The 18552-nt window shown below is 43.2% G+C and carries 17 protein-coding genes and 4 pseudogenes; 3 read left to right on the top strand and 18 right to left on the bottom strand.

From position 1 onward, the window contains the following. Positions 1–6: 6 nt before the first annotated feature. Both LI074_RS09365 and LI074_RS09360 read right to left on the bottom strand, forming a co-directional pair. Entirely contained in the window at positions 7–693 is a 687-nt protein-coding gene (locus tag LI074_RS09365; RefSeq protein WP_118330994.1) for a response regulator transcription factor, read from the bottom strand. After that, positions 686–874: a helix-turn-helix domain-containing protein gene (locus LI074_RS09360; protein ID WP_008705968.1), complete on the bottom strand. Its 189-nt coding sequence runs from the start codon at positions 872–874 to the stop codon at positions 686–688. The genes LI074_RS09365 and LI074_RS09360 overlap by 8 nt, the downstream gene beginning before the upstream one ends. 164 nt (positions 875–1038) lie before the next feature. Between LI074_RS09360 and LI074_RS09355 the strand changes: the two are divergent. Both LI074_RS09355 and LI074_RS09350 read left to right on the top strand, forming a co-directional pair. Continuing rightward, positions 1039–1394: pseudogene (locus tag LI074_RS09355) on the top strand (helix-turn-helix domain-containing protein). Positions 1395–1589: 195 nt separating this feature from the next. Beyond that, positions 1590–2033, top strand: a pseudogene (locus LI074_RS09350) (ATP-binding protein); the annotation flags it as partial. Between the two features lie 73 nt (positions 2034–2106). Here LI074_RS09350 and LI074_RS09345 read toward each other — a convergent pair. The 14 genes and pseudogenes from LI074_RS09345 to LI074_RS09280 all read right to left on the bottom strand — a co-directional run. Further along, positions 2107–2214: pseudogene (locus LI074_RS09345) on the bottom strand (CD1845 family protein); the annotation flags it as partial. A gap of 153 nt (positions 2215–2367) precedes the next feature. Continuing rightward, on the bottom strand, positions 2368–2760 hold the full coding sequence (gene rpsI, locus LI074_RS09340) for a 30S ribosomal protein S9 (RefSeq protein ID WP_008705974.1): 393 nt from the start codon (positions 2758–2760) through the stop codon (positions 2368–2370). Positions 2761–2777: 17 nt separating this feature from the next. Next, complete coding sequence (gene rplM / locus LI074_RS09335) at positions 2778–3206, bottom strand: 50S ribosomal protein L13 (protein ID WP_008705976.1); 429 nt, start codon at positions 3204–3206, stop codon at positions 2778–2780. A gap of 327 nt (positions 3207–3533) precedes the next feature. Beyond that, positions 3534–4274, bottom strand: a complete 741-nt coding sequence (gene truA / locus LI074_RS09330) for a tRNA pseudouridine(38-40) synthase TruA (protein ID WP_055058354.1) — start codon at positions 4272–4274, stop codon at positions 3534–3536. 118 nt (positions 4275–4392) lie between these two features. Further along, the gene (locus LI074_RS09325; protein ID WP_008705979.1) at positions 4393–5196 is read right to left on the bottom strand and encodes an energy-coupling factor transporter transmembrane component T family protein; all 804 of its coding nucleotides are present in this window, start codon (positions 5194–5196) and stop codon (positions 4393–4395) included. Between the two features lie 227 nt (positions 5197–5423). Further along, positions 5424–6269: pseudogene (locus tag LI074_RS09320) on the bottom strand (energy-coupling factor transporter ATPase); the annotation flags it as partial. Then, positions 6260–7105, bottom strand: a complete 846-nt coding sequence (locus LI074_RS09315) for an energy-coupling factor transporter ATPase (protein ID WP_173698141.1) — start codon at positions 7103–7105, stop codon at positions 6260–6262. The pseudogene LI074_RS09320 and the gene LI074_RS09315, both read right to left, overlap by 10 nt. Positions 7106–7192: 87 nt before the next feature. Continuing rightward, complete coding sequence (gene yihA, locus LI074_RS09310) at positions 7193–7798, bottom strand: ribosome biogenesis GTP-binding protein YihA/YsxC (protein ID WP_008705985.1); 606 nt, start codon at positions 7796–7798, stop codon at positions 7193–7195. Between the two features lie 57 nt (positions 7799–7855). Then, positions 7856–10168 (bottom strand): endopeptidase La, encoded by a 2313-nt coding sequence (gene lon / locus LI074_RS09305; protein ID WP_008705987.1) that lies wholly within the window; start codon positions 10166–10168, stop codon positions 7856–7858. 20 nt (positions 10169–10188) lie between these two features. After that, a complete protein-coding gene (clpX, locus tag LI074_RS09300; protein WP_008705989.1) occupies positions 10189–11505 on the bottom strand; it encodes an ATP-dependent Clp protease ATP-binding subunit ClpX in 1317 nt (438 codons plus the stop codon). 75 nt (positions 11506–11580) lie between these two features. Next, positions 11581–12162, bottom strand: coding sequence for an ATP-dependent Clp endopeptidase proteolytic subunit ClpP (gene clpP, locus LI074_RS09295; RefSeq protein ID WP_008705991.1), 582 nt, complete (start codon positions 12160–12162; stop codon positions 11581–11583). A 95-nt stretch (positions 12163–12257) separates the two neighbouring features. Then, the gene (gene tig, locus LI074_RS09290; RefSeq protein WP_008705993.1) at positions 12258–13544 is read right to left on the bottom strand and encodes a trigger factor; all 1287 of its coding nucleotides are present in this window, start codon (positions 13542–13544) and stop codon (positions 12258–12260) included. A 274-nt stretch (positions 13545–13818) separates the two neighbouring features. Continuing rightward, on the bottom strand, positions 13819–14379 hold the full coding sequence (locus tag LI074_RS09285) for a DJ-1 family glyoxalase III (RefSeq protein WP_062807369.1): 561 nt from the start codon (positions 14377–14379) through the stop codon (positions 13819–13821). A gap of 351 nt (positions 14380–14730) precedes the next feature. Next, positions 14731–16227: a M20 family metallopeptidase gene (locus tag LI074_RS09280; RefSeq protein ID WP_173698140.1), complete on the bottom strand. Its 1497-nt coding sequence runs from the start codon at positions 16225–16227 to the stop codon at positions 14731–14733. A 313-nt stretch (positions 16228–16540) separates the two neighbouring features. Between LI074_RS09280 and LI074_RS09275 the strand changes: the two genes are divergently transcribed. Beyond that, entirely contained in the window at positions 16541–16996 is a 456-nt protein-coding gene (locus LI074_RS09275; protein ID WP_008706005.1) for a CYTH domain-containing protein, read from the top strand. Between the two features lie 181 nt (positions 16997–17177). On the opposite strand, the gene proC is transcribed toward LI074_RS09275, so the two are convergent. Together proC and dtd are read right to left on the bottom strand one after the other, a co-directional pair. Further along, positions 17178–17972 (bottom strand): pyrroline-5-carboxylate reductase, encoded by a 795-nt coding sequence (gene proC / locus LI074_RS09270; RefSeq protein WP_022380867.1) that lies wholly within the window; start codon positions 17970–17972, stop codon positions 17178–17180. Between the two features lie 132 nt (positions 17973–18104). Then, positions 18105–18551 (bottom strand): D-aminoacyl-tRNA deacylase, encoded by a 447-nt coding sequence (dtd, locus tag LI074_RS09265; RefSeq protein WP_173698139.1) that lies wholly within the window; start codon positions 18549–18551, stop codon positions 18105–18107. Between the last annotated feature and the right edge of the window lies 1 nt (position 18552).

Here is an 18552-nt window from a genome sequence, read left to right as displayed (position 1 = left end):
TGCACCTCACCCGATAATATTCCATTTATATCCCATACCTCGAACAGTCAGGAGCATTTGTGGTTCACTTGGATTATCCTCGATCTTCATACGAAGCCGACGCATATAGACCGTAAGGGTACTACTGTCGATATAATTCCCGTCGCAATCCCATAGCTTATCTAAAATTTGTCCCTTTGTCAGCACCATGCTTGGGTTTCTCATAAACAAGCACAGTAGCTTGTATTCCGCGGCAGTCAAATCCAACAGCTCCCCATTTTTGAAAACCTGTCCTTGCAGCAAAAGAACTTTGATGCCATTCGACTGCAATTCTGTATCTGCTGCTTGAAAAGAATTTGCACGTCGAAGTAAGGCGTTAATCCTTGAAACGAGAACCCCCAGTTTGAACGGTTTTGTGATATAGTCATCACCTCCAATATCCAGCCCCATAATAATACTTGTTTCCTCATCCGAAGCCGTCAGAAAAATAATTGGCACCTTTGATTTAAGTCGAACTCTTTTGCAAAATTCAAAGCCAGACCCATCTGGCAGAGATACGTCCAACACCAACAAATCGTATTTTCCGTCTGTCCACAATTCCTCCGCTTCTTTGAGCGTTCTGGCGATATTTAATTCAAATCCCTGCTTTTTGAAAGCAAAAGAAAGCCCGTTAATCAGGCTTAGATCATCTTCAAGAAGTAATATATTACTCATACTTTTTTACCTTTCCTTGTTTTGTTCGACCATCAATCGGCTTTTCCGCATCCTTTGGAATTAGCCAGATAGTTGCCATCTTTACAGCTCCAGATATGCGCCCGGCGGCACAATAGTAATTTACTCTACGAGGTGTCACGCCCCATTTTTCGGCGGCCTCTTTTAGTGTCATATAATCCATTCTGCACCTCCACAGCGTACATTATAGTTCTTTGCCTCGAACAATACAAGCTTATCACCAATCGCAGCTTTATAAAATCGGCATAATCGTACAGTTTTTCAGGCATAATAAGGTCATTCCATCACATAAACCGGAACGATACAATATTATTAAGGTGAACGATTATGCCGATTGATGATTTAACTGCTTTAGGGCAAAAATGCGGGAAGCCCGAAAGAATAAAGAACTGACACAACAGGAGCTTGCGGATCTGAGCCATGTTTCTGTAAAGCAAATCGCCAATATCGAAAAGGGGAAAATGAATCCTTCTTATTTAATTTTAAGAGCATTGGCAAAGGTCCTGCACATCTCTTTAGATACACTTATAAATCCAGATGTTTCTCTGGAGGATGAGGGTGTCAATCAGATGAAAATGCTTTATTCCAGCTGTCCGCCAGAAATGCGTGACACCCTGCTGCATCACACCCAGGAAACGGTGAAAGAACTGACAGAGTTGTCCGAAAAATTTGAAACGAATTGAGCCAGTTAGTGAAATTTAACGATTCTCTCACTGGTTCTTTTCAATTTCGGAGAAAAGAGGCAAGCAATGCCTGTGTTAATACACACAGGCCCGCAGAGAAGAAAATCCCTCCGTGATTTTCCTCTCCGCTTGCCTGTTGAGGGCAGCGCCCCCAAGCCCCTTTGAACACAGAATTTCATTCTGTGGCTGCGCGGTATCCGTTCCATGCGACGAAACCCTGTGATTGCTGACCTGTTCCACCGCATGAAGTACATGGAACGCCGTGGAAGTGGTCTGCGCAAAATCGTCAGTGAAACTGAAAAGCTGCCTGGATACACAGAGGCATATAAGCCCGAATTTTCCTCAACAGCGACAGATTTCAGAGTTATTTTGAAAAATGTAAACTACAACTTAGAGGGTGATACCCACCAAGTTACCCACCAAGATATTGAACTATCAACGATGTCCAAACAGATTTTGGCTTTTTGCACAACACCAAAATCCAAGAAAGAGCTTGCAGTATTTTGCGGCTTCAAAGATTTAAGAAACTTCACTTTGAAGCATATCAATCCGCTTTTAGAATCCGGGCAATTAGAAATGACTATTCCCGATAAACCTAAAAGTCGCAATCAAAAATATATTACAGTTCGTTCCGAATAAACAGAGAAGCAGGGTATTGGGTCTCATCTCCCATTGTCCTGCTTCTTTTCATTCCAAATTATATTCACATCATTTACCCATACGCCCAATCCTGGATCGCAAATTTCAAACTCTGCACCTTGCCCAACAGCCAGATTGCAGCCAGCGGCAATCCCATCGGGCTAATCAAAAATGCCATAACCTCCTATATTTAACCACTAAAAATTGGGTGAAAACTGCTCTCGTTTGGTCAAATCAAGTCAAACTATATCAGCCCGTTTAGGTATAAGAAAACCCCGGAAAACCTTGATTTTCCGGGGTGTTTGAACCATTTTGATATAGTCTGAGCAGTCGATTATCGCTTGCTGAACTGCGGAGCGCGACGAGCTGCTTTGAGACCGTACTTCTTACGTTCTTTCATACGTGGGTCACGAGTTAAGAATCCAGCAGCTTTCAGAACTGGTCTGTAGTCGTTGTCTGCCTGAAGAAGGGCTCTTGCAACACCATGTCTGATGGCACCAGCCTGTCCTGTGTATCCACCGCCATGAACGTTAACTAATACGTCAAATTTGCCTTCTGTTTCTGTTGCAGCTAAAGGCTGACGAACGATAACTTTCAGTGTATCTAATCCAAAATATTCATCGATATCTCTTTTATTGATTGTGATCTTACCGGTTCCAGGTACAAGATAAACTCTTGCGATTGATTTTTTTCTTCTTCCTGTTCCGTAGAATTTTGCGCTAGCCAATGTTTTCTACCTCCTAATTAAAATGTTAAAGCTTCTGGTTTCTGAGCTTCATGTTTGTGTTCCGGTCCTGCATATACGAAAAGTTTTGTGTACATGCTTCTTCCTAAAGGTCCTTTTGGAAGCATACCTTTAACTGCGAGCTCGATAACTCTCTCAGGTTTCTTTGCTAACATTTCTTTTAATGTGGTTTCTCTCATTCCACCTACATAATCGGAGTGATTGTAGTAGATTTTCTGCTCTAATTTCTTACCTGTAACTTTGATCTTGTCAGCGTTTACGATGATTACATAATCACCTGTGTCTACGTGTGGTGTAAACTGTGGTTTATTTTTTCCTCTTAAAACGCTTGCTACTCCGGATGCCAGACGGCCAAGAGTACATCCATCAGCGTCAACTACATACCATTTTCTTTCGATTTTATCTGGATTAGCCATATAAGTCTGCATGGTTTTACCTCCTGTTATTTATCAACGATAGTTTAATTAACCGCGGAATTTCCCGCGAATATAAGTTATTGGAAACGCCGGTGCTAAAAATGCGGAAATGTCCGAAACCGCTGATAAATACTTTCGCCTGGGCTATTTGGCTTAAGCATCTCGCACTACGTCACATTTGGTTATTATATTATAAGGGTTCTGTTCTGTCAATAGGTTTTGTGTCGTTTTTTCAACTTTTTTCGTTACTCCCCCGTTTTTTGTTTTTCATCAAAAAAAACTGTTGATCAGTTATCCCACCGGCAATTATCGAAACGGATGATTTTCTCCTCCTGACTATCAATCAAAAAATTCAATCCCCATCAGTGTCAGTCCCTGCGCCGGTGCAGTCGGACCTGCCATTTCACGGTTGCAGGCTTCCAGAATTGTCTTTACTCTCTCAGGCGGATACTGTCCGTTTCCTACTTCAATCAGAGTTCCGGAGATGATTCGTACCATGTTGTAGAGGAATCCTGTTCCTGTTACACGTATGGTTACGATATCTCCGTCACGCCATACATCAATTCCCGTCACTGTACGGATAGTTGTTTTTACCTGCGCTTTTGCACCGCAGAAAGAAGCAAAATCATGCTGTCCAATCAGGTATGAGGTTGCTGCTTTCATCTTATCTACATCCAGTTTGTAGTGGTAGAAATAGGTGTATAAGCGCTCTGTCGGAACCGGGAATTTGCGATTCAGGATGCGGTATTCGTATGTTTTCTCACTGTCGCAGTAACGGGGATGGAAATCCGGTTCTACTTCTTCTGAGAGCTGAATGCGGATATCTTCCGGAAGACGCTGGTTCAGTGCATAGGAAATCTTTTCTCCGGGAATGCGTGTGTTGGTGTCAAATACTGCCACATTTCCCATGGCATGAACCCCTGCGTCTGTACGGCTTGCACCGATCGTTTCTATCTTCTCGCCAAGAAGCTCGGACAGTGTTTCATTTAAAACCCCCTGCACGGTAATCCCGTTTGGCTGTGTCTGCCAGCCACAGTAGTTGGTGCCGTCATATGCAACTACAAGACCAATTCTTTTCATCTGTTTTCCTCCATAAAAATTGAAAACTTTTGTTATAACAAAATAAACAATATGCTGTAATCCTTTCCTACCGGATTACAGCATATAAAATATCTTTATAAATTATATCAGTACTTTCTCAGATTCCCACAATTCTGAAAACAATGGCGATTCCCAGATAAGCCCACATCACCACATAGGAAATGTAGTCTCTGGACTCATAACGCAATGGCTTCATCTGGGTTCTGTTATCCCCTCCATGATAGCACCTTGCTTCCATGGCCATGGCCAGATCATTTGCTCTTCTGAACGCAGAAATAAACAGCGGAACCAGAAGCGGAATCATATTTTTTGCCTTCTGAATTATATTTCCGGTTTCAAAATCTGCGCCACGTGCAATCTGTGCTTTCATGATCTTATCGGTTTCCTCCATAAGGATTGGGATAAAACGCAGCGCAATAGACATCATCATGGCAATCTCGTGGATTGGCACATGAAGTTTATTTAACGGCCTGAGAAGTCGTTCCAGACCATCTGTAAGTTGATTGGGTGTGGTAGTCAGCGTCATAAGAGAAGAACCGATCACCAGATACGTCAGGCGGATGGCCATTCTTCCGGCCAGCTTCAGGCCCTCCTCTGTCACATGCAGGATTCCCCACTGCCAGAGAACCTTTCCGGGTGTCAGAAATATATTAAATACCACTGTGATCATAAGAAGCATCACGATTGCCTTCAGTCCCTTGAACATAAATTTCACAGGAACTTTGGAAAGAATGATCATCGCTGCCAGAAATATAGTTGCCACTGCATATCCCGGAAATGTATGGAATACAAAGACAGAGATGATGAACACCAGCGTACCCACCAGCTTTGCTCTCGGATCCATTTTGTGCAGAACGGAATCTGCAGGATAATACTGTCCTATTGTAATGTCTCGGATCATACTTCCTGCCCTCCCTCATTCTCTTCTTGTTCTGCAGACTTTTTATCCATTGTTTCCTTCTGAATGCTTAAATCTTCATCAGGCACATCTGAATGAGACTCTTTCGTCCCATCCTTAGTCAGATCAGCTTCCATCTCACTAATTAAGGTTTCTGCTTTGGCATTTTCTTTTTTCGACTGACTGTCTGAAACAGATTGTCTGTCACCGGACAACTTCCCGGGATTACATTTTCTTAAAACTGCAAGGATATTCTCTTTTGCCTCATCCACCGTTGTAGCAGTTACATCTACATCCAGGCCTTTTTCCTTCAACGCATGCATGATATAAGTAATCTGCGGTGCTGCAAGTCCCATGGCTTCCAGCTCTCTGTAATGAGCAAATACTGCTTTGGGAGCATCGTCATATGCGATTTCTCCGTCATTGACTACGATCAGTCTCTCCGCATATTTTGCAATATCCTCCATGCTGTGGGATACAAGGATAATAGTAATCCCTCTTACTTTATGAAGCTCTGCGATCTGGTCAAGGATATCATCTCGTCCTTTCGGATCCAGACCTGCAGTTGGCTCATCCAGAATAAGAATTTTCGGATTCATTGCCAGTACACCGGCAATAGCAACTCTTTTCTTCTGTCCGCCGGAAAGCTCAAAAGGGGATTTACTGAAATTTTTCTCCTTGAAACCTACGTGCTGCAGCGCTTTCTTTGCTTCTACTTCTGCCTCTTCCCTGGATAATCCCTGATTCATGGGACCAAAGCATACATCAGAAAGCACATCATTCTCAAAGAGCTGATGCTCCGGATACTGAAATACAAGACCAACCTCGCTTCGCAGGGCACGACGATCATATTTCTCTCCCCAGATATCCTCTCCATTATAAGTGATCGTACCGGAAGTCGGACGGATCAGAGCATTGAAATGCTGGATCAGTGTAGATTTTCCACTTCCTGTATGTCCGATAATTCCGATAAACTGTCCGTCCGGAATAGAAAGATTGATATCTTTCAGCGCATGGATCTCATAGGCAGTTCCCGGACTGTAGGTATAAGTTACATTTTTTAATTCTATTGACATAAGGCATTCACCAGCTCCTCTGTAGTCAGTATTCCCTCCGGAACATCCACTCCGGCTTTATGAAGTTCGTGTGCCAGAAGTGTTACCTGTGGCACATCCAGTCTGTATTCTTTCAGAGTTTCCACCTGTGAGAAAATCTCTCTGGGTGTTCCCTGCATCACCACTTCTCCGTTATCCATAACGTATACCTTGTCCGCATGAACAACTTCTTCCATATAATGGGTGATCAGAATGACTGTCACTCCTTCCTGTCTGTTAAGGTCACTGACTGCCTCCAGAACTTCCTTTCGTCCGTTAGGATCCAGCATTGCAGTTGGTTCATCCAGAATAATGCATTTCGGACGCATTGCCATGACACCGGCAATTGCAACTCTCTGCTTCTGTCCACCGGAAAGTTTATTCGGAGAATGATAACGATAGGATATCATTCCTGTTTTTTTCAGGCTCTCATCTACACGCTCCCAGATTTTCTCTGTGGGCACACCCATATTCTCCGGTCCGAACCCTACGTCTTCTTCTACTACAGTTCCTATGATCTGATTGTCAGGATTCTGAAAAACCATGCCCGCTTTCTGTCGGACTTTCCATAATTCCGGCTCTTTAGACGTGTCAATCCCATCTACCCACAAAGTTCCTTCCGTCGGAAGCAACAACGCATTCAGGTGCTTTGCAAGAGTAGATTTTCCGGAACCATTATGTCCCAGAACAGCCACGAATTGTCCGGCTTCAATGTCCAGGTTTACATCATTGACAGCACGCTGCGTATCCTGCACGTTACCATCTTCATCATACTTGAGATAGTCAAATCCCAGCTTGAATGCCTTGATAATTCCCATAATATTTTTTGTCCTCGTATTTTGTCTGTCTGCTGCTTATTTTCACAGGAAAAGAATCCCGTCAGTAAACAGCGAATATTTATTTTTTCAGGCTTCTTCAGTAGCTGCCAGTCCGGTCAACTCGTCAATCAGAGCCCAGATCTCATCTCTTCCCTGCTTCGTCTCAGCAGAGAAAGGAATAATAATGCCATCTTTGCTCAGCTTCAGCCCTTCTTTGATTGCTTTGATATTTTTCTGAACCTGGCTTCGTTTGAGCTTGTCAAGCTTCGTTGCAATAATGATCGGCTCATAGCCATTGTTCAGAATCCAGTCATACATCATCTTGTCATTTGCAGACGGATCATGACGGATATCAATAAGAAGGAAAACCGCCTTCAGGTTTTTGGATGTATGAAGATATCTTTCGATCATCTTGCCCCATTTTTCCTTCTCAGACTGTGAAACCTTTGCGTATCCGTAACCAGGAAGGTCTACCAGATACATGGCTTCATTGATATTATAAAAGTTAATGGTCTGTGTTTTTCCCGGCTGTGCACTTGTTCTGGCAAGAGATTTCCGGTTCATCAGCCCGTTGATCAGCGATGATTTTCCCACATTTGATTTTCCTGCAAATGCAACCTCCGGTCTGTTGGTGTCCGGGAGTTTGCTGGTAATGCCGCATACGATATCTAATGATACATTCTTAATAACCATTGATTTCCTCTCTTTTTTCACAACAAATGGTCAATCTTTACTGACTGACCATTTATTTTATACCAGTGCCTTATTAAGCACTTCCTTCATCGAACTTACAAAGGTAATGGTAAGTCCGTCTGTGATTTCCTTATCTAATTCCTGAATATCCGGTTTGTTTTCTGCCGGCACTAACACCTCTTTGATCTTAGCATATTTTGCCGCAAGAAGTTTTTCTTTCAAACCGCCGATCGGAAGAACTCTTCCTCTCAGTGTGATCTCACCGGTCATTGCAAGGTCTGCCCTTACCGGCTTCTTAATAATTGCGGAAAGGATTGCAGTTGCCATGGTAATACCTGCGGATGGTCCGTCTTTTGGTACTGCCCCTTCCGGAATATGCACATGAATATCATTTTCCTGGAAAAATTCCGGCTCAACTTTATAGTCAGAAGCAATGGAACGAATGTAAGTAATACCTGCCTGTGCAGACTCTTTCATAACATCTCCCAACTGTCCGGTAAGCATCAGCTCACCCTTGCCGGGCATTACATTGACTTCAATCTGCAGTGTATCACCGCCCACCTGTGTCCAGGCAAGCCCGCGGGAAATACCAATCTCATCTTTCTTATTTGCCATAAGATAGTTAAAATGCTCTTTTCCAAGAAAATCTGACAGATTCTTTGAAGTCACTGTAACTTTCTTTTTATCTTCTTCCATGATCAGACGTGCAGTTTTTCTGCATATCTGTCCTATGGTTCTCTCCAGGTTTCGAACTCCGGCTTCTTTTGTATAATTGTTGATGATCTTCTTAAGAGCCGCTGACTGGATTGTCAGTTTACCTTTCTCGATACCGTTCTCTTCCATCTGCTTCGGAATCAGATGCTCCTTTGCAATATGTTCCTTCTCATTCTCAGTATAACCTGCGATCTCGATCAGTTCCATACGGTCAAGAAGTGGTCTCGGAATGCCCTGAACATCGTTTGCAGTTGCAATAAACAGTACTTCTGAAAGATCCTGTGGAACCTCTATATAATGATCCATAAATCTGCTGTTCTGCTCCGGATCAAGCACCTCAAGAAGTGCCGCAGAAGTATCTCCTTTATAATCACTGCTGGTCTTGTCAATCTCATCCAGAAGCATCAGAGGATTGCTCACTCCTGCCTGCTGTAATGCTGCAGTGATCCTTCCCGGCATTGCTCCTACATAAGTCTTTCTGTGGCCCCGGATCTCAGCCTCATCTCTCACACCGCCCAGACAGATACGTACATATTTCTTATGCATTGCTTCTGCAATCGATCGGGCAATGGAGGTTTTACCTGTTCCGGGAGGTCCTACCAGACAAAGGATCGGACTTTTTCCCTTATGTGTCAGTTTGCGGACGGAAAGGAACTCCATCACACGCTCCTTCACATCTTTCAGACCGTAATGACCTTCCTGAAGTACTTTCCATGCTTCTTTCAGATCATCAGAATCTGTGGATTTCTTCTCCCACGGAAGTGCCAGCATGGTCTCAATATAACCACGCAGTACTGCATTCTCGGATACATTGCTGTTGGTATTCTTAAATCTCTCGATTTCTTTGCTGATCTTCTCTTTTACCTCATCGCCGGCCTGAAGTTCCTGGAGTTTCTTCTTAAACTCCTCTGCGTCATCCGCAGTATTATCCTCACCCAGTTCCTCACGTATCAGTTTCAGCTGCTCTCTGAGAATATATTCTCTCTGATTCTTATCAATTCTGGCCTTCACTTTTTTCTGGAGATCTCTGCCAATCTGCATGATCTCAATCTCATTTCCAAGGATTGCACCCAGAACTTCATAACGTTCCTCCAGTGTAAGTGCCTCCAGAATCTTCTGCTTATTCTGATAAGATAAAGGAATATTTACAGCAATCTGCTCAACCAGTTCCTCAACATTATCTATATTTAAAATCTGTGCTACCAGCTCTTTGCTGACTTTTCCATTTTCCATGCAGTATCTGTGGAATAATTCCTTAAGGCTTCTGTGCATGGCTTCCATCACTGGTTCCGGCATCTGCATTTCTTCTTCATCAACAGGTGTGATCTCACTTCTGATAAACGGAAACTCCTGCTCAAATTTCACAAGTGTAGCTCTTCCCGTTCCCTCTACAAGTACCCGCAAAAGGTTCTGCGGAAGTTTCACAACCTGTTTGATATAGGCAATGGTTCCTACATGATATACACCTGCCAGATCCGGTGATTCCACCTCAGGATCAATCTGAGTAACCAGAAAAATCTTCTGGTCATGAAGCATGGCAGCTTCAATCGCCTTGACAGAACGCTCCCTGCTCACATCAAAATGAACGATCATCCCGGGAAGGATGGTAGTCCCCCTGAGAGCGATCGCAGGCAGCACTATATTCTGATTTGTCATTTATTGTTCAGTCCCTTTCATCAGGCTGTTTCCGGTTTATCCTTCTTGTGTGTCCGGGACGTTCTTCTGCTTCCGGCTGTCTTCGCCTGTGCAGGAGTTTCTCCGCGGACGATCTCCGGCTCACCGGTGCCATCTACTACATCTTTGGTAATTGTACACTTGCGAATCGTGTCATCTGACGGAATCTTATACATCAGATCCATCAGTGAACCTTCCATGATCGCACGCAAACCTCTGGCTCCTGTCTTACGTTCCAGAGATTTCTTTGCGACCAGTTCAAGTGCATCATCTTCAAAATCAAGTTCAACACCATCCAGTTCAAATAATCTGTGATACTGTTTGGTAAGTGAGTTCTTCGGCTCTTTCAGAATACTGATCAGCGCATTCTCATCCAGCGCATCCAGAGTTACAACTACCGGCACACGACCGATAAACTCAGGAATCAGGCCGAATTTGATAAAGTCTTCCGGCATTACATCCTTCAGGATCTCACCCACATTTCTGTCTTCCTTAACAGAAACCTCTGCACCGAAACCGATGGACTTGGTATCCTGTCTGGACTCGATAATCTTCTCGATTCCGTCAAAAGCACCGCCGCAGATAAACAGAATATTTGTTGTATCAATCTGAAGAAACTCCTGATGAGGATGCTTGCGGCCACCCTGAGGCGGAACACTTGCCACTGTACCTTCCAGAATCTTCAGAAGTGCCTGCTGTACGCCTTCACCGGAAACATCGCGGGTTATGGATGGATTCTCAGATTTTCTTGTGATCTTATCAATCTCATCAATATAGATAATTCCGTACTGTGCACGTTCAATATCATAATCTGCTGCCTGAATGATCTTGAGAAGAATATTCTCAACATCCTCTCCTACATATCCGGCTTCTGTCAGTGTGGTAGCATCTGCAATAGCAAACGGTACATTCAGAAGTCTGGCAAGTGTCTGAGCCAGCAGAGTTTTACCTGAACCTGTAGGTCCAAGCATCAGAATATTACTCTTCTGAAGCTCTACATCAGAATTTTTTGATGCAAGGATTCTTTTATAGTGATTATAAACAGCAACGGAAAGAGCCTTTTTTGCTGCATCCTGACCAATTACATAATCATCCAGAACTGCATGGATCTCTTCCGGTTTTAACAGATTAATATCAGAATTCAAAACCTCGTCATCATAAGGATTTAATTCTTCCTCCATGATCTCTGAGCAGATGCCAATGCACTCATCACATATAAATACTTTGCCATCCGGACCTGCGATCAGTTTTCTTACCTGATCTTCTGTCTTCTGGCAAAAGGAGCATCTTACTTTTCCTTCTCTCATTTTTTCTGCCATGAATTTATGTCTGTCCTTTCTCTATACTAACTAATAAGACTCCTGTGACGATTCACAGGAGTCTTATCTTTCGCATTATTTATGCATGACTACACCGTCAATCAGTCCATATGCCTTTGCTTCTTCAGCAGTCATATAGTTGTCCCGGTCTGTATCACGCTCAACAACTTCTATCGGCTGACCGGTATTTGCAGCCAATAACTCATTTAAAGTTCTCTTTGTCTGTGCGATATGATCTGCCACGATCTGGATCTCTGTTGCCTGCCCCTGCGCACCGCCGGATGGCTGATGGATCATGATAGTGGAATGCGGAAGAGCAAATCTCTTTCCTTTTGCACCGCCTGCCAGAAGAAAGGCACCCATGCTGGCAGCCATTCCAAGACAAATGGTAGAAACATCGCATTTAATATACTGCATGGTATCATAGATCGCCATGCCGGCTGTTACGGAACCGCCCGGGCTGTTGATATACAGCTGAATATCTTTACCAGGATCTTCTGCTTCCAGGAAAAGAAGCTGTGATACGATCAGTCCTGCACTCACATCATTTACTTCCTCACCAAGAAAAATGATTCTGTCCTTCAGAAGCCTTGAATAGATATCATAGCTTCTCTCTCCCCTGCTTGTCTGTTCAATGACATAAGGTACTAAACTCATATAAACGCCTCCATTTACGCGGCTGACTTTTTTCCGAAAGAGGCAGACATCTGAGCCTGTCTCTTTCCGGTTCTTAAAATTCGATTACTTTAAAATTAAACTTCCTTAGCAGCGTCAGCGATAACAGTAACTGCTTTCTGTACAGCCATGTCTTTCTTCATCTGCTCAAGTTCACGCTCTCCAAGTAATTCTTTTAACTTGTCAGCTTCCATTTTGTATGCTTCAGCCATCTTGGAGATCTCTTCATTTACTTCTTCCTCTGTTGGCTGAATGTTCTCAACTTCTGCTACTTTCTCAAGAACCAGTCTTGTCTGGATTCTCTTTAATGCCTGTGGTTTCATGTCTTCCATCATCTTGTCAGCTGTCATGCCAGTGAACTGGAAGTACTGATCCATGGATAATCCCTGGGACTGCATTCTTCTGCTGAAATCATCAAGCATCTGACGGCACTGTGTCATAAGCATAGCTTCCGGAATATCCATCTGTGCATTTTCGATTGCTTTATCTACTGCTGCATCTTCTTTTGCACGTTTTGCTTCGTCTGCTTTCTTATCTTCAAGATTTGTTTTTACATGCTCTTTGTACTCTGCAAGTGTATCGAATTCAGAGACATCTTTTGCAAAATCATCATCCAGTTCAGGAAGTTCTTTTGCTTCGATCTTCTTAACTGCGCATTTGAAGATTGCTTCTTTACCTGCAAGTTCTTTTGCCTGATATTCTTCAGGGAATGTAACTTTTACGTCTACATCATCGCCAACTTTAGCACCAACAAGCTGTTCCTCGAATCCCGGGATAAATGTGTTGGAACCAAGTGTCAGAGGATACTCTGTAGCCTGTCCGCCATCGAAAGGTACTCCGTCTACAGATCCTTCGAAGTCGATTGTTACGATATCATTTAACTGAGCTGCGCGGTCTTCTACGCTGATTGTTCTGGAGTTTTTCTCCTGCTCTTTCTTGAGTTCAGCTTCTACGTCTTCGTCTGTTACTGTGATTTCAGTTTTCGGTACTTCTACACCTTTGTAATCACCTAATGTAACTTCCGGTTTAACAGCAACTTCTGCTGTGAAGATGAATGCTTTTCCAGGCTCAGCCTGTGTGATGTCGATTGTCGGCTGGGAAACGATCTCAAGTTCGCATTCAGCTAATGCTTTGCTGTAGTGTTCCGGAATCAGAGCGTTAACAGCATCTTCAAGGAATACTCCTTTGCCATACATCTGCTCGATCATTTTTCTTGGAGCTTTTCCTTTACGGAATCCAGGGATGGAAATTCTTCCTTTTGCTTTCTGGTATGCATTCTGCATTGCTTTTTCTAAATCTTCAGCGGCAACTTCGATAGTAAGTTTAGCCATGTTTTTTTCCATTTTTTCCACCTGTAAACTCATGTTACAATGTTCCTCCTTAAATTCAGGTTATATTTTGCGACTGGTTTTTCAGCTGCGTTATATCATTCACAGTTTTTACCTATTTCTATATATTCAAGTCTGAGCTCCGCTCCCACCATTGCAGAAGCGGGAGAGTTACTGTTCACTCTGTGTCAGTAACGCAAGAAGTCTGTTTATAACTCAATTATATATTTACAGTCATTGTAGCAGTATAGCACAAAAAATCCAAAAGTGCTAGTGTTTTTTCGCATAAAAATAAGGGTTTTGGGATGTTTTAACGTGTGTAAACTACAGATTCTGCGATTTCTTTTGCTTTTTCTTCATTTTCGAGCTGTGAAATCAGGGAGAGTGCGAAGTCTACAGCTGTTCCCAGGCCGCGGCTGGTGGTTATGTTTCCGTCTACTACTACGCTGTCTTCACTTGTTACTGCGCCATCTTTGGAGAGAACTTCCATGAATGACGGATAGGAAGTTGCTTTGCGACCTTTGAGGAATCCCAGTCCGGAAAATACGCTTGGAGCTGCGCAGATGGCTGCGATTTTTTTGCCTTTATTGTTGAAGTCTGTCAGGAGGTCGATGAGTGGTTTGTAACCGGCAAGGTATTTTGTTCCCGGCATTCCTCCAGGAAGAACGAGCATGTCGGCGTCGGCGAAGTCGGTTTCAGCGAATATGGCGTCGGTGAGCATGGTGATGCCGTGGGATGTCTGGATCCGGGTGGTTTCTTTGATAGATATGGTTTTGATGTCGATTCCGGCGCGGCGAAGAAGGTCTACTACGGTTAAGCCTTCAATGTCTTCGAATCCGTCGGCGAGGAAGATGTATACTTTTTTACTCATTTTTTTGTGCCTCCTGATTGTTGTATTTTTTAAGATTTTTATCTTGTTTTTCTGAAATGGATTATAGCATTTTTTATGGATAGTTACAATGTTTGTTTGGATTGGGTAGGGACGCGCGAAGCCATCTGTCTCCTGGGGTTCAGTTTCGTGAGCCTAAGTAACTCTAAGGTTTGGTAAATCTGCTAAAAACATGAAAAAGAATGCAAAACTCGCTCCGTTGCAAACTTCGCTCAGACACGTTGCGATTCTTTTCCATAACGCAGATTTCCCAAACCTAAGAGTTACTAAGACTCGTCAAATTCACCCCAGGAGACAGATGGCTTCGCGCTGGGAACTGGCAAAATGTTATTTTTACCATAGCTCTGGTTTCAAGTCTTTCGGCAATGGATTGGGATATGTTTCTCCGTCTAATGTTTCTGTCAGTTCTTTTCTGGCTTGATTTGCCAGTTCTGGATTTTGTAAAAAATCCAGAGCTGTGAGGGACATGATTTTGGCGGCGTAGAGCATTCCTTTGTGAGCGATTGAGGATTTGCCCTGGGCTACTGCCTGCCAGGAGTGGAGGGCGGTTCCTGCGGCGAATGTGGGGATGTTGAGGTGGACGGTTGGGACAATCCAGCTTACATCGCCTACATCGGTGGAGTATTTGAGGTCGCTGTACAGGTTTTGGCTGGCTATTGGCTGGAAGATTGGTTTTTTCATGGCTTCGGCGGCGTTTGATCCAAAGTAGTCCCGGGCGATTGTAGGGAGTTGGTTTTTATCCTGATCCGAGAGGGACTGCTGGAATTTTTGTGCGTAGGCATATTCCTGCTCTGTATATGGAATCGGGCCAAGTTTTTCCAGGTAGGTGTTCATATGGTCTGCAAGGATTTTACTGGAGATTAAATTGGAATAGGCAGCCACCTGACGGATTTCTACGGTAGTTTCGGTCATGAGGGCGGCGCCTTTGGCTATATTACATACGCGGTTGTAGAGTTCTTTTACCTGAGTGATCTTCGGGGCGCGGATGGCGTAGAGTACCTGGGCTCTGGACTGGACTACGTTTGGGGCATCTCCGCCTGTGTCGGTGATGGCATAGTGGATTCTGGCTTCGTCTATCATGTGTTCACGCATGTAGTTTACGCCTACGTCCATTAATTCTACTGCATCCAGTGCGGAACGGCCTAATTCCGGGCACATGGAGGCGTGTGCCGGGGTTCCGTAGAATGTGAAGAAGACTCTGAAGTTTGCTTTGGTGCTTCCGTAGCATGCGCGTCGTCCCTGCTCCGGGTGCCAGCAGAGGGCGAGGTCACAGTCATCGAAATAGCCGTCGCGTACGAGAAACGCTTTGCCGCCTGCGTTTTCTTCGGCTGGGCAGCCGTAGTAGCGGATTGTTCCTTTCAGGTTGTGTTCTTTCATGAAGTCTTTTAATGCGATGACGGAAGCAAGGGTGCCTGTTCCGATAAGCTGATGACCGCAGCCATGACCACAATTATCAGTATGTCCTGAATCTGGATTTTGTTTCCTTTCTCTTTCCTGCACGCTTTCATATTTTGAATCTGATGTTTTTTCTTCCGGGATTCTCTCGGTAGTATCTGCTTTCTGCGAAAGTCCCGGCAGGGCATCAAATTCGCCAAGAAATCCTATAACCGGTTTTCCGGAACCGTATTCTGCAATAAATGCTGTTTCCTCTCCTGCCAGATTTGATTTTATGGAAAATCCCTCTTTCTTTAATGACTGCTGAAGTAATTCAGAAGATTTATATTCCTGAAATCTGGGCTCTGCAAACTTCCAGATTTTATCGCTGATTTCGGCATAATATTCTTTTTTATCTTCAATTTTTTCTGATATTTCTTTTATGTATTCATCCATATATTTTTCCTCTTGTCCCATGCTGTTTCCTACTTTCTTCTTTATTCCTCACAACATTTTTATCTATTTTACATTAAGCAGATATCATGTTACTGTTCACACACCACTATCCCGAGACATACAAGCCAAAATTCCATTGCCGCAGGCAATCTGGAATGAATTTTGGCTACGTTACTGAGAACGGAGTGAACAGTAACGATATCACCGTTTGATTTAAGTAAAATATGCGTTTTCATTATTTTTCATCTATGCTATTATCATTATAGCACAAACTAAAGGATTGACACATTTTAACTCTATGGAGGAAATTTAAATGGAAATCGAACGTAAATTTTTAATATCCAAAGAAAATCTGCCTGCAGATCTTAATTCTTATCCACATCACAGACTGGAACAGGGTTACTTATCCACCGCACCGGTAGTCCGTATCCGCAAAGAGGATGATAACTACTATCTTACCTATAAATCCAAAGGTCTTATGACCCGCGAGGAATATAATCTTCCACTTACCAAAGAATCCTATGAACATATGCGTCCAAAAGCTGACGGAATCCTCATTTCCAAAACCCGCTATCTTATCCCGGAAAAAGATGGACTCACCATTGAACTGGATGTATTTGATGCTCCTTATGAAGGACTCTATCTCGCAGAAGTAGAATTTTCTTCTGAAGAACAGGCGCTCAGTTATAATCCACCCGTATGGTTTGGCGAAGATGTTACGAACTCCGGTAAATATCATAACAGTCGTCTGAGTCAGGGAAATTTATAATAAAATAAAACAGCTCCGAAATATTGTTCTGTTAATATGTATTTGCAGGAATTGTAGTAACTCTTAGGTTCTGGAAATTCGCGTTATAAAAAATCCGCTCACTGTCTGAGCCGCTTTGCGGCGAGTTTGAGCGGATTTTTTATGGTTTTAGCGGATTTTCAGAGCCTTAGAGTTACTGAGATTACATCTTTTTACCTTTTTCAGCAGCTCCATTCAGAGCTTCAAAGACAGCACTTCTGAATCCCTTCTGTTCCAGGATTCTTACTCCCTCGATGGTACTTCCGGCCGGTGAACATACCATATCCTTCAGTTCTCCCGGATGCATGCCTGTTTCCAGTACCATTTTTGCGCTTCCAAGTAAAGCCTGTGCAGCAAACTGATAAGCCTGTTTTCTTGGCATTCCCTGGGCTACCGCAGCATCTGCCATTGCTTCTATGAACATAAAAACATATGCAGGTGAACATCCGCTTACAGCACTTACTGCGTCCATCAGACGCTCCGGAACTACTTCTGTACGTCCAAAGCTGTCTGTGATCTCACAGATCTGAGCCAGTTCTTCTGCCGATACTTTCTCATTGGCACATACACCAGTCATACCCTCCCCAACCTGAGCAGGAGTATTCGGCATCATTCTTACCACTTTCAGAGGCTGTCCACATTTTTCTTCTAACCAGGCAAGAGTTTTCCCCGGCGCAATGCCTACAACTGTGTGTTCCGGTGTCAGTTCATCTTTTACTTCATTCAGCACTTCTTCATAAAACTGCGGTTTCACGGCCAGGAAAACCAGTTTTGTGTTTTTTACCACTTCATGGTTATCCAGAGTTGTAACCACTCCCAGTTTTTCTCTGCTTCGTTTGCTTCCTTCTTCTGTAAGATTGGAAACAATAATCTCATCTTTTTTATAAAGTCCTTTTTTCAGCATACCACTGATCATGGCAGAAGCCATATTTCCGCATCCGATAAATCCGATTTTCATAAATCTGCTCCTCTCTTGCAATTCCTGTTGTTTTCTGATAATTTATAACTGCCTTTTTCATATCTTTTTCTTGTTATAGATAATGATAATCATCCAGCAATCTGCCGTAAAATATTGAACAATTACAGATAATTATAATTCATTACTGTCCAATATGACTGTAAAGGGACCGTCATTCACAAGCTCCACTTTCATATCTGCCCCAAATTCTCCCTGCTCGACAATATCAATGTGTTCTTTGCATCTGGCAATTATGTATTTGTACAGATTTTCAGCCATATCAGGGGCCTCTGCTCTTATAAAGGAAGGTCTGTTTCCTCTTTTACAGTCAGCATATAATGTGAACTGAGAAATAAGCAGAAGACTTCCGCCCACCTCCTTCAGGCCAAGGTTTGTCTTACCGTTTTCATCTTCGAAAATACGCATATTAACCATTTTATGAATCATTTTATCTGCGATTTCAACGGTATCTTCTTCTCCTACTCCGATAAGAACCATAAAGCCCTTGCCTATCTGGCCTCGTACTTCACCATTAATTGTCACTTTTGAATGCATTACTCTCTGAATTACAAAACGCATA

It is taken from the genome of Blautia sp. MSK18_10, from assembly GCF_020553185.1.
Classification (GTDB): Bacteria; Bacillota; Clostridia; order Lachnospirales; family Lachnospiraceae; genus Blautia_A; species Blautia_A wexlerae.
The sequence above is the reverse complement of the archived record's forward strand: the minus strand, read 5'-3'. Positions and strand labels throughout refer to the sequence as shown.

Excerpts from the sequence above, each read along its gene's own strand:
- LI074_RS09365 (WP_118330994.1), bottom strand. The coding sequence starts at position 693 with ATGAGTAATATATTACTTCTTGAAGATGATCTAAGCCTGATTAACGGG.
- clpX (WP_008705989.1), bottom strand. The coding sequence starts at position 11,505 with ATGGCAGAAAAAATGAGAGAAGGAAAAGTAAGATGCTCCTTTTGCCAG.
- tig (WP_008705993.1), bottom strand. The coding sequence starts at position 13,544 with ATGAGTTTACAGGTGGAAAAAATGGAAAAAAACATGGCTAAACTTACT.
- lon (WP_008705987.1), bottom strand. The coding sequence starts at position 10,168 with ATGACAAATCAGAATATAGTGCTGCCTGCGATCGCTCTCAGGGGGACT.
- LI074_RS09315 (WP_173698141.1), bottom strand. The coding sequence starts at position 7,105 with ATGGGAATTATCAAGGCATTCAAGCTGGGATTTGACTATCTCAAGTAT.
- LI074_RS09280 (WP_173698140.1), bottom strand. The coding sequence starts at position 16,227 with ATGGATGAATACATAAAAGAAATATCAGAAAAAATTGAAGATAAAAAA.
- proC (WP_022380867.1), bottom strand. The coding sequence starts at position 17,972 with ATGAAAATCGGATTTATCGGATGCGGAAATATGGCTTCTGCCATGATC.
- LI074_RS09325 (WP_008705979.1), bottom strand. The coding sequence starts at position 5,196 with ATGATCCGAGACATTACAATAGGACAGTATTATCCTGCAGATTCCGTT.
- yihA (WP_008705985.1), bottom strand. The coding sequence starts at position 7,798 with ATGGTTATTAAGAATGTATCATTAGATATCGTATGCGGCATTACCAGC.
- clpP (WP_008705991.1), bottom strand. The coding sequence starts at position 12,162 with ATGAGTTTAGTACCTTATGTCATTGAACAGACAAGCAGGGGAGAGAGA.
- rplM (WP_008705976.1), bottom strand. The coding sequence starts at position 3,206 with ATGCAGACTTATATGGCTAATCCAGATAAAATCGAAAGAAAATGGTAT.
- truA (WP_055058354.1), bottom strand. The coding sequence starts at position 4,274 with ATGAAAAGAATTGGTCTTGTAGTTGCATATGACGGCACCAACTACTGT.
- LI074_RS09360 (WP_008705968.1), bottom strand. The coding sequence starts at position 874 with ATGGATTATATGACACTAAAAGAGGCCGCCGAAAAATGGGGCGTGACA.
- LI074_RS09275 (WP_008706005.1), top strand. The coding sequence starts at position 16,541 with ATGGAAATCGAACGTAAATTTTTAATATCCAAAGAAAATCTGCCTGCA.
- LI074_RS09285 (WP_062807369.1), bottom strand. The coding sequence starts at position 14,379 with ATGAGTAAAAAAGTATACATCTTCCTCGCCGACGGATTCGAAGACATT.
- dtd (WP_173698139.1), bottom strand. The coding sequence starts at position 18,551 with ATGCGTTTTGTAATTCAGAGAGTAATGCATTCAAAAGTGACAATTAAT.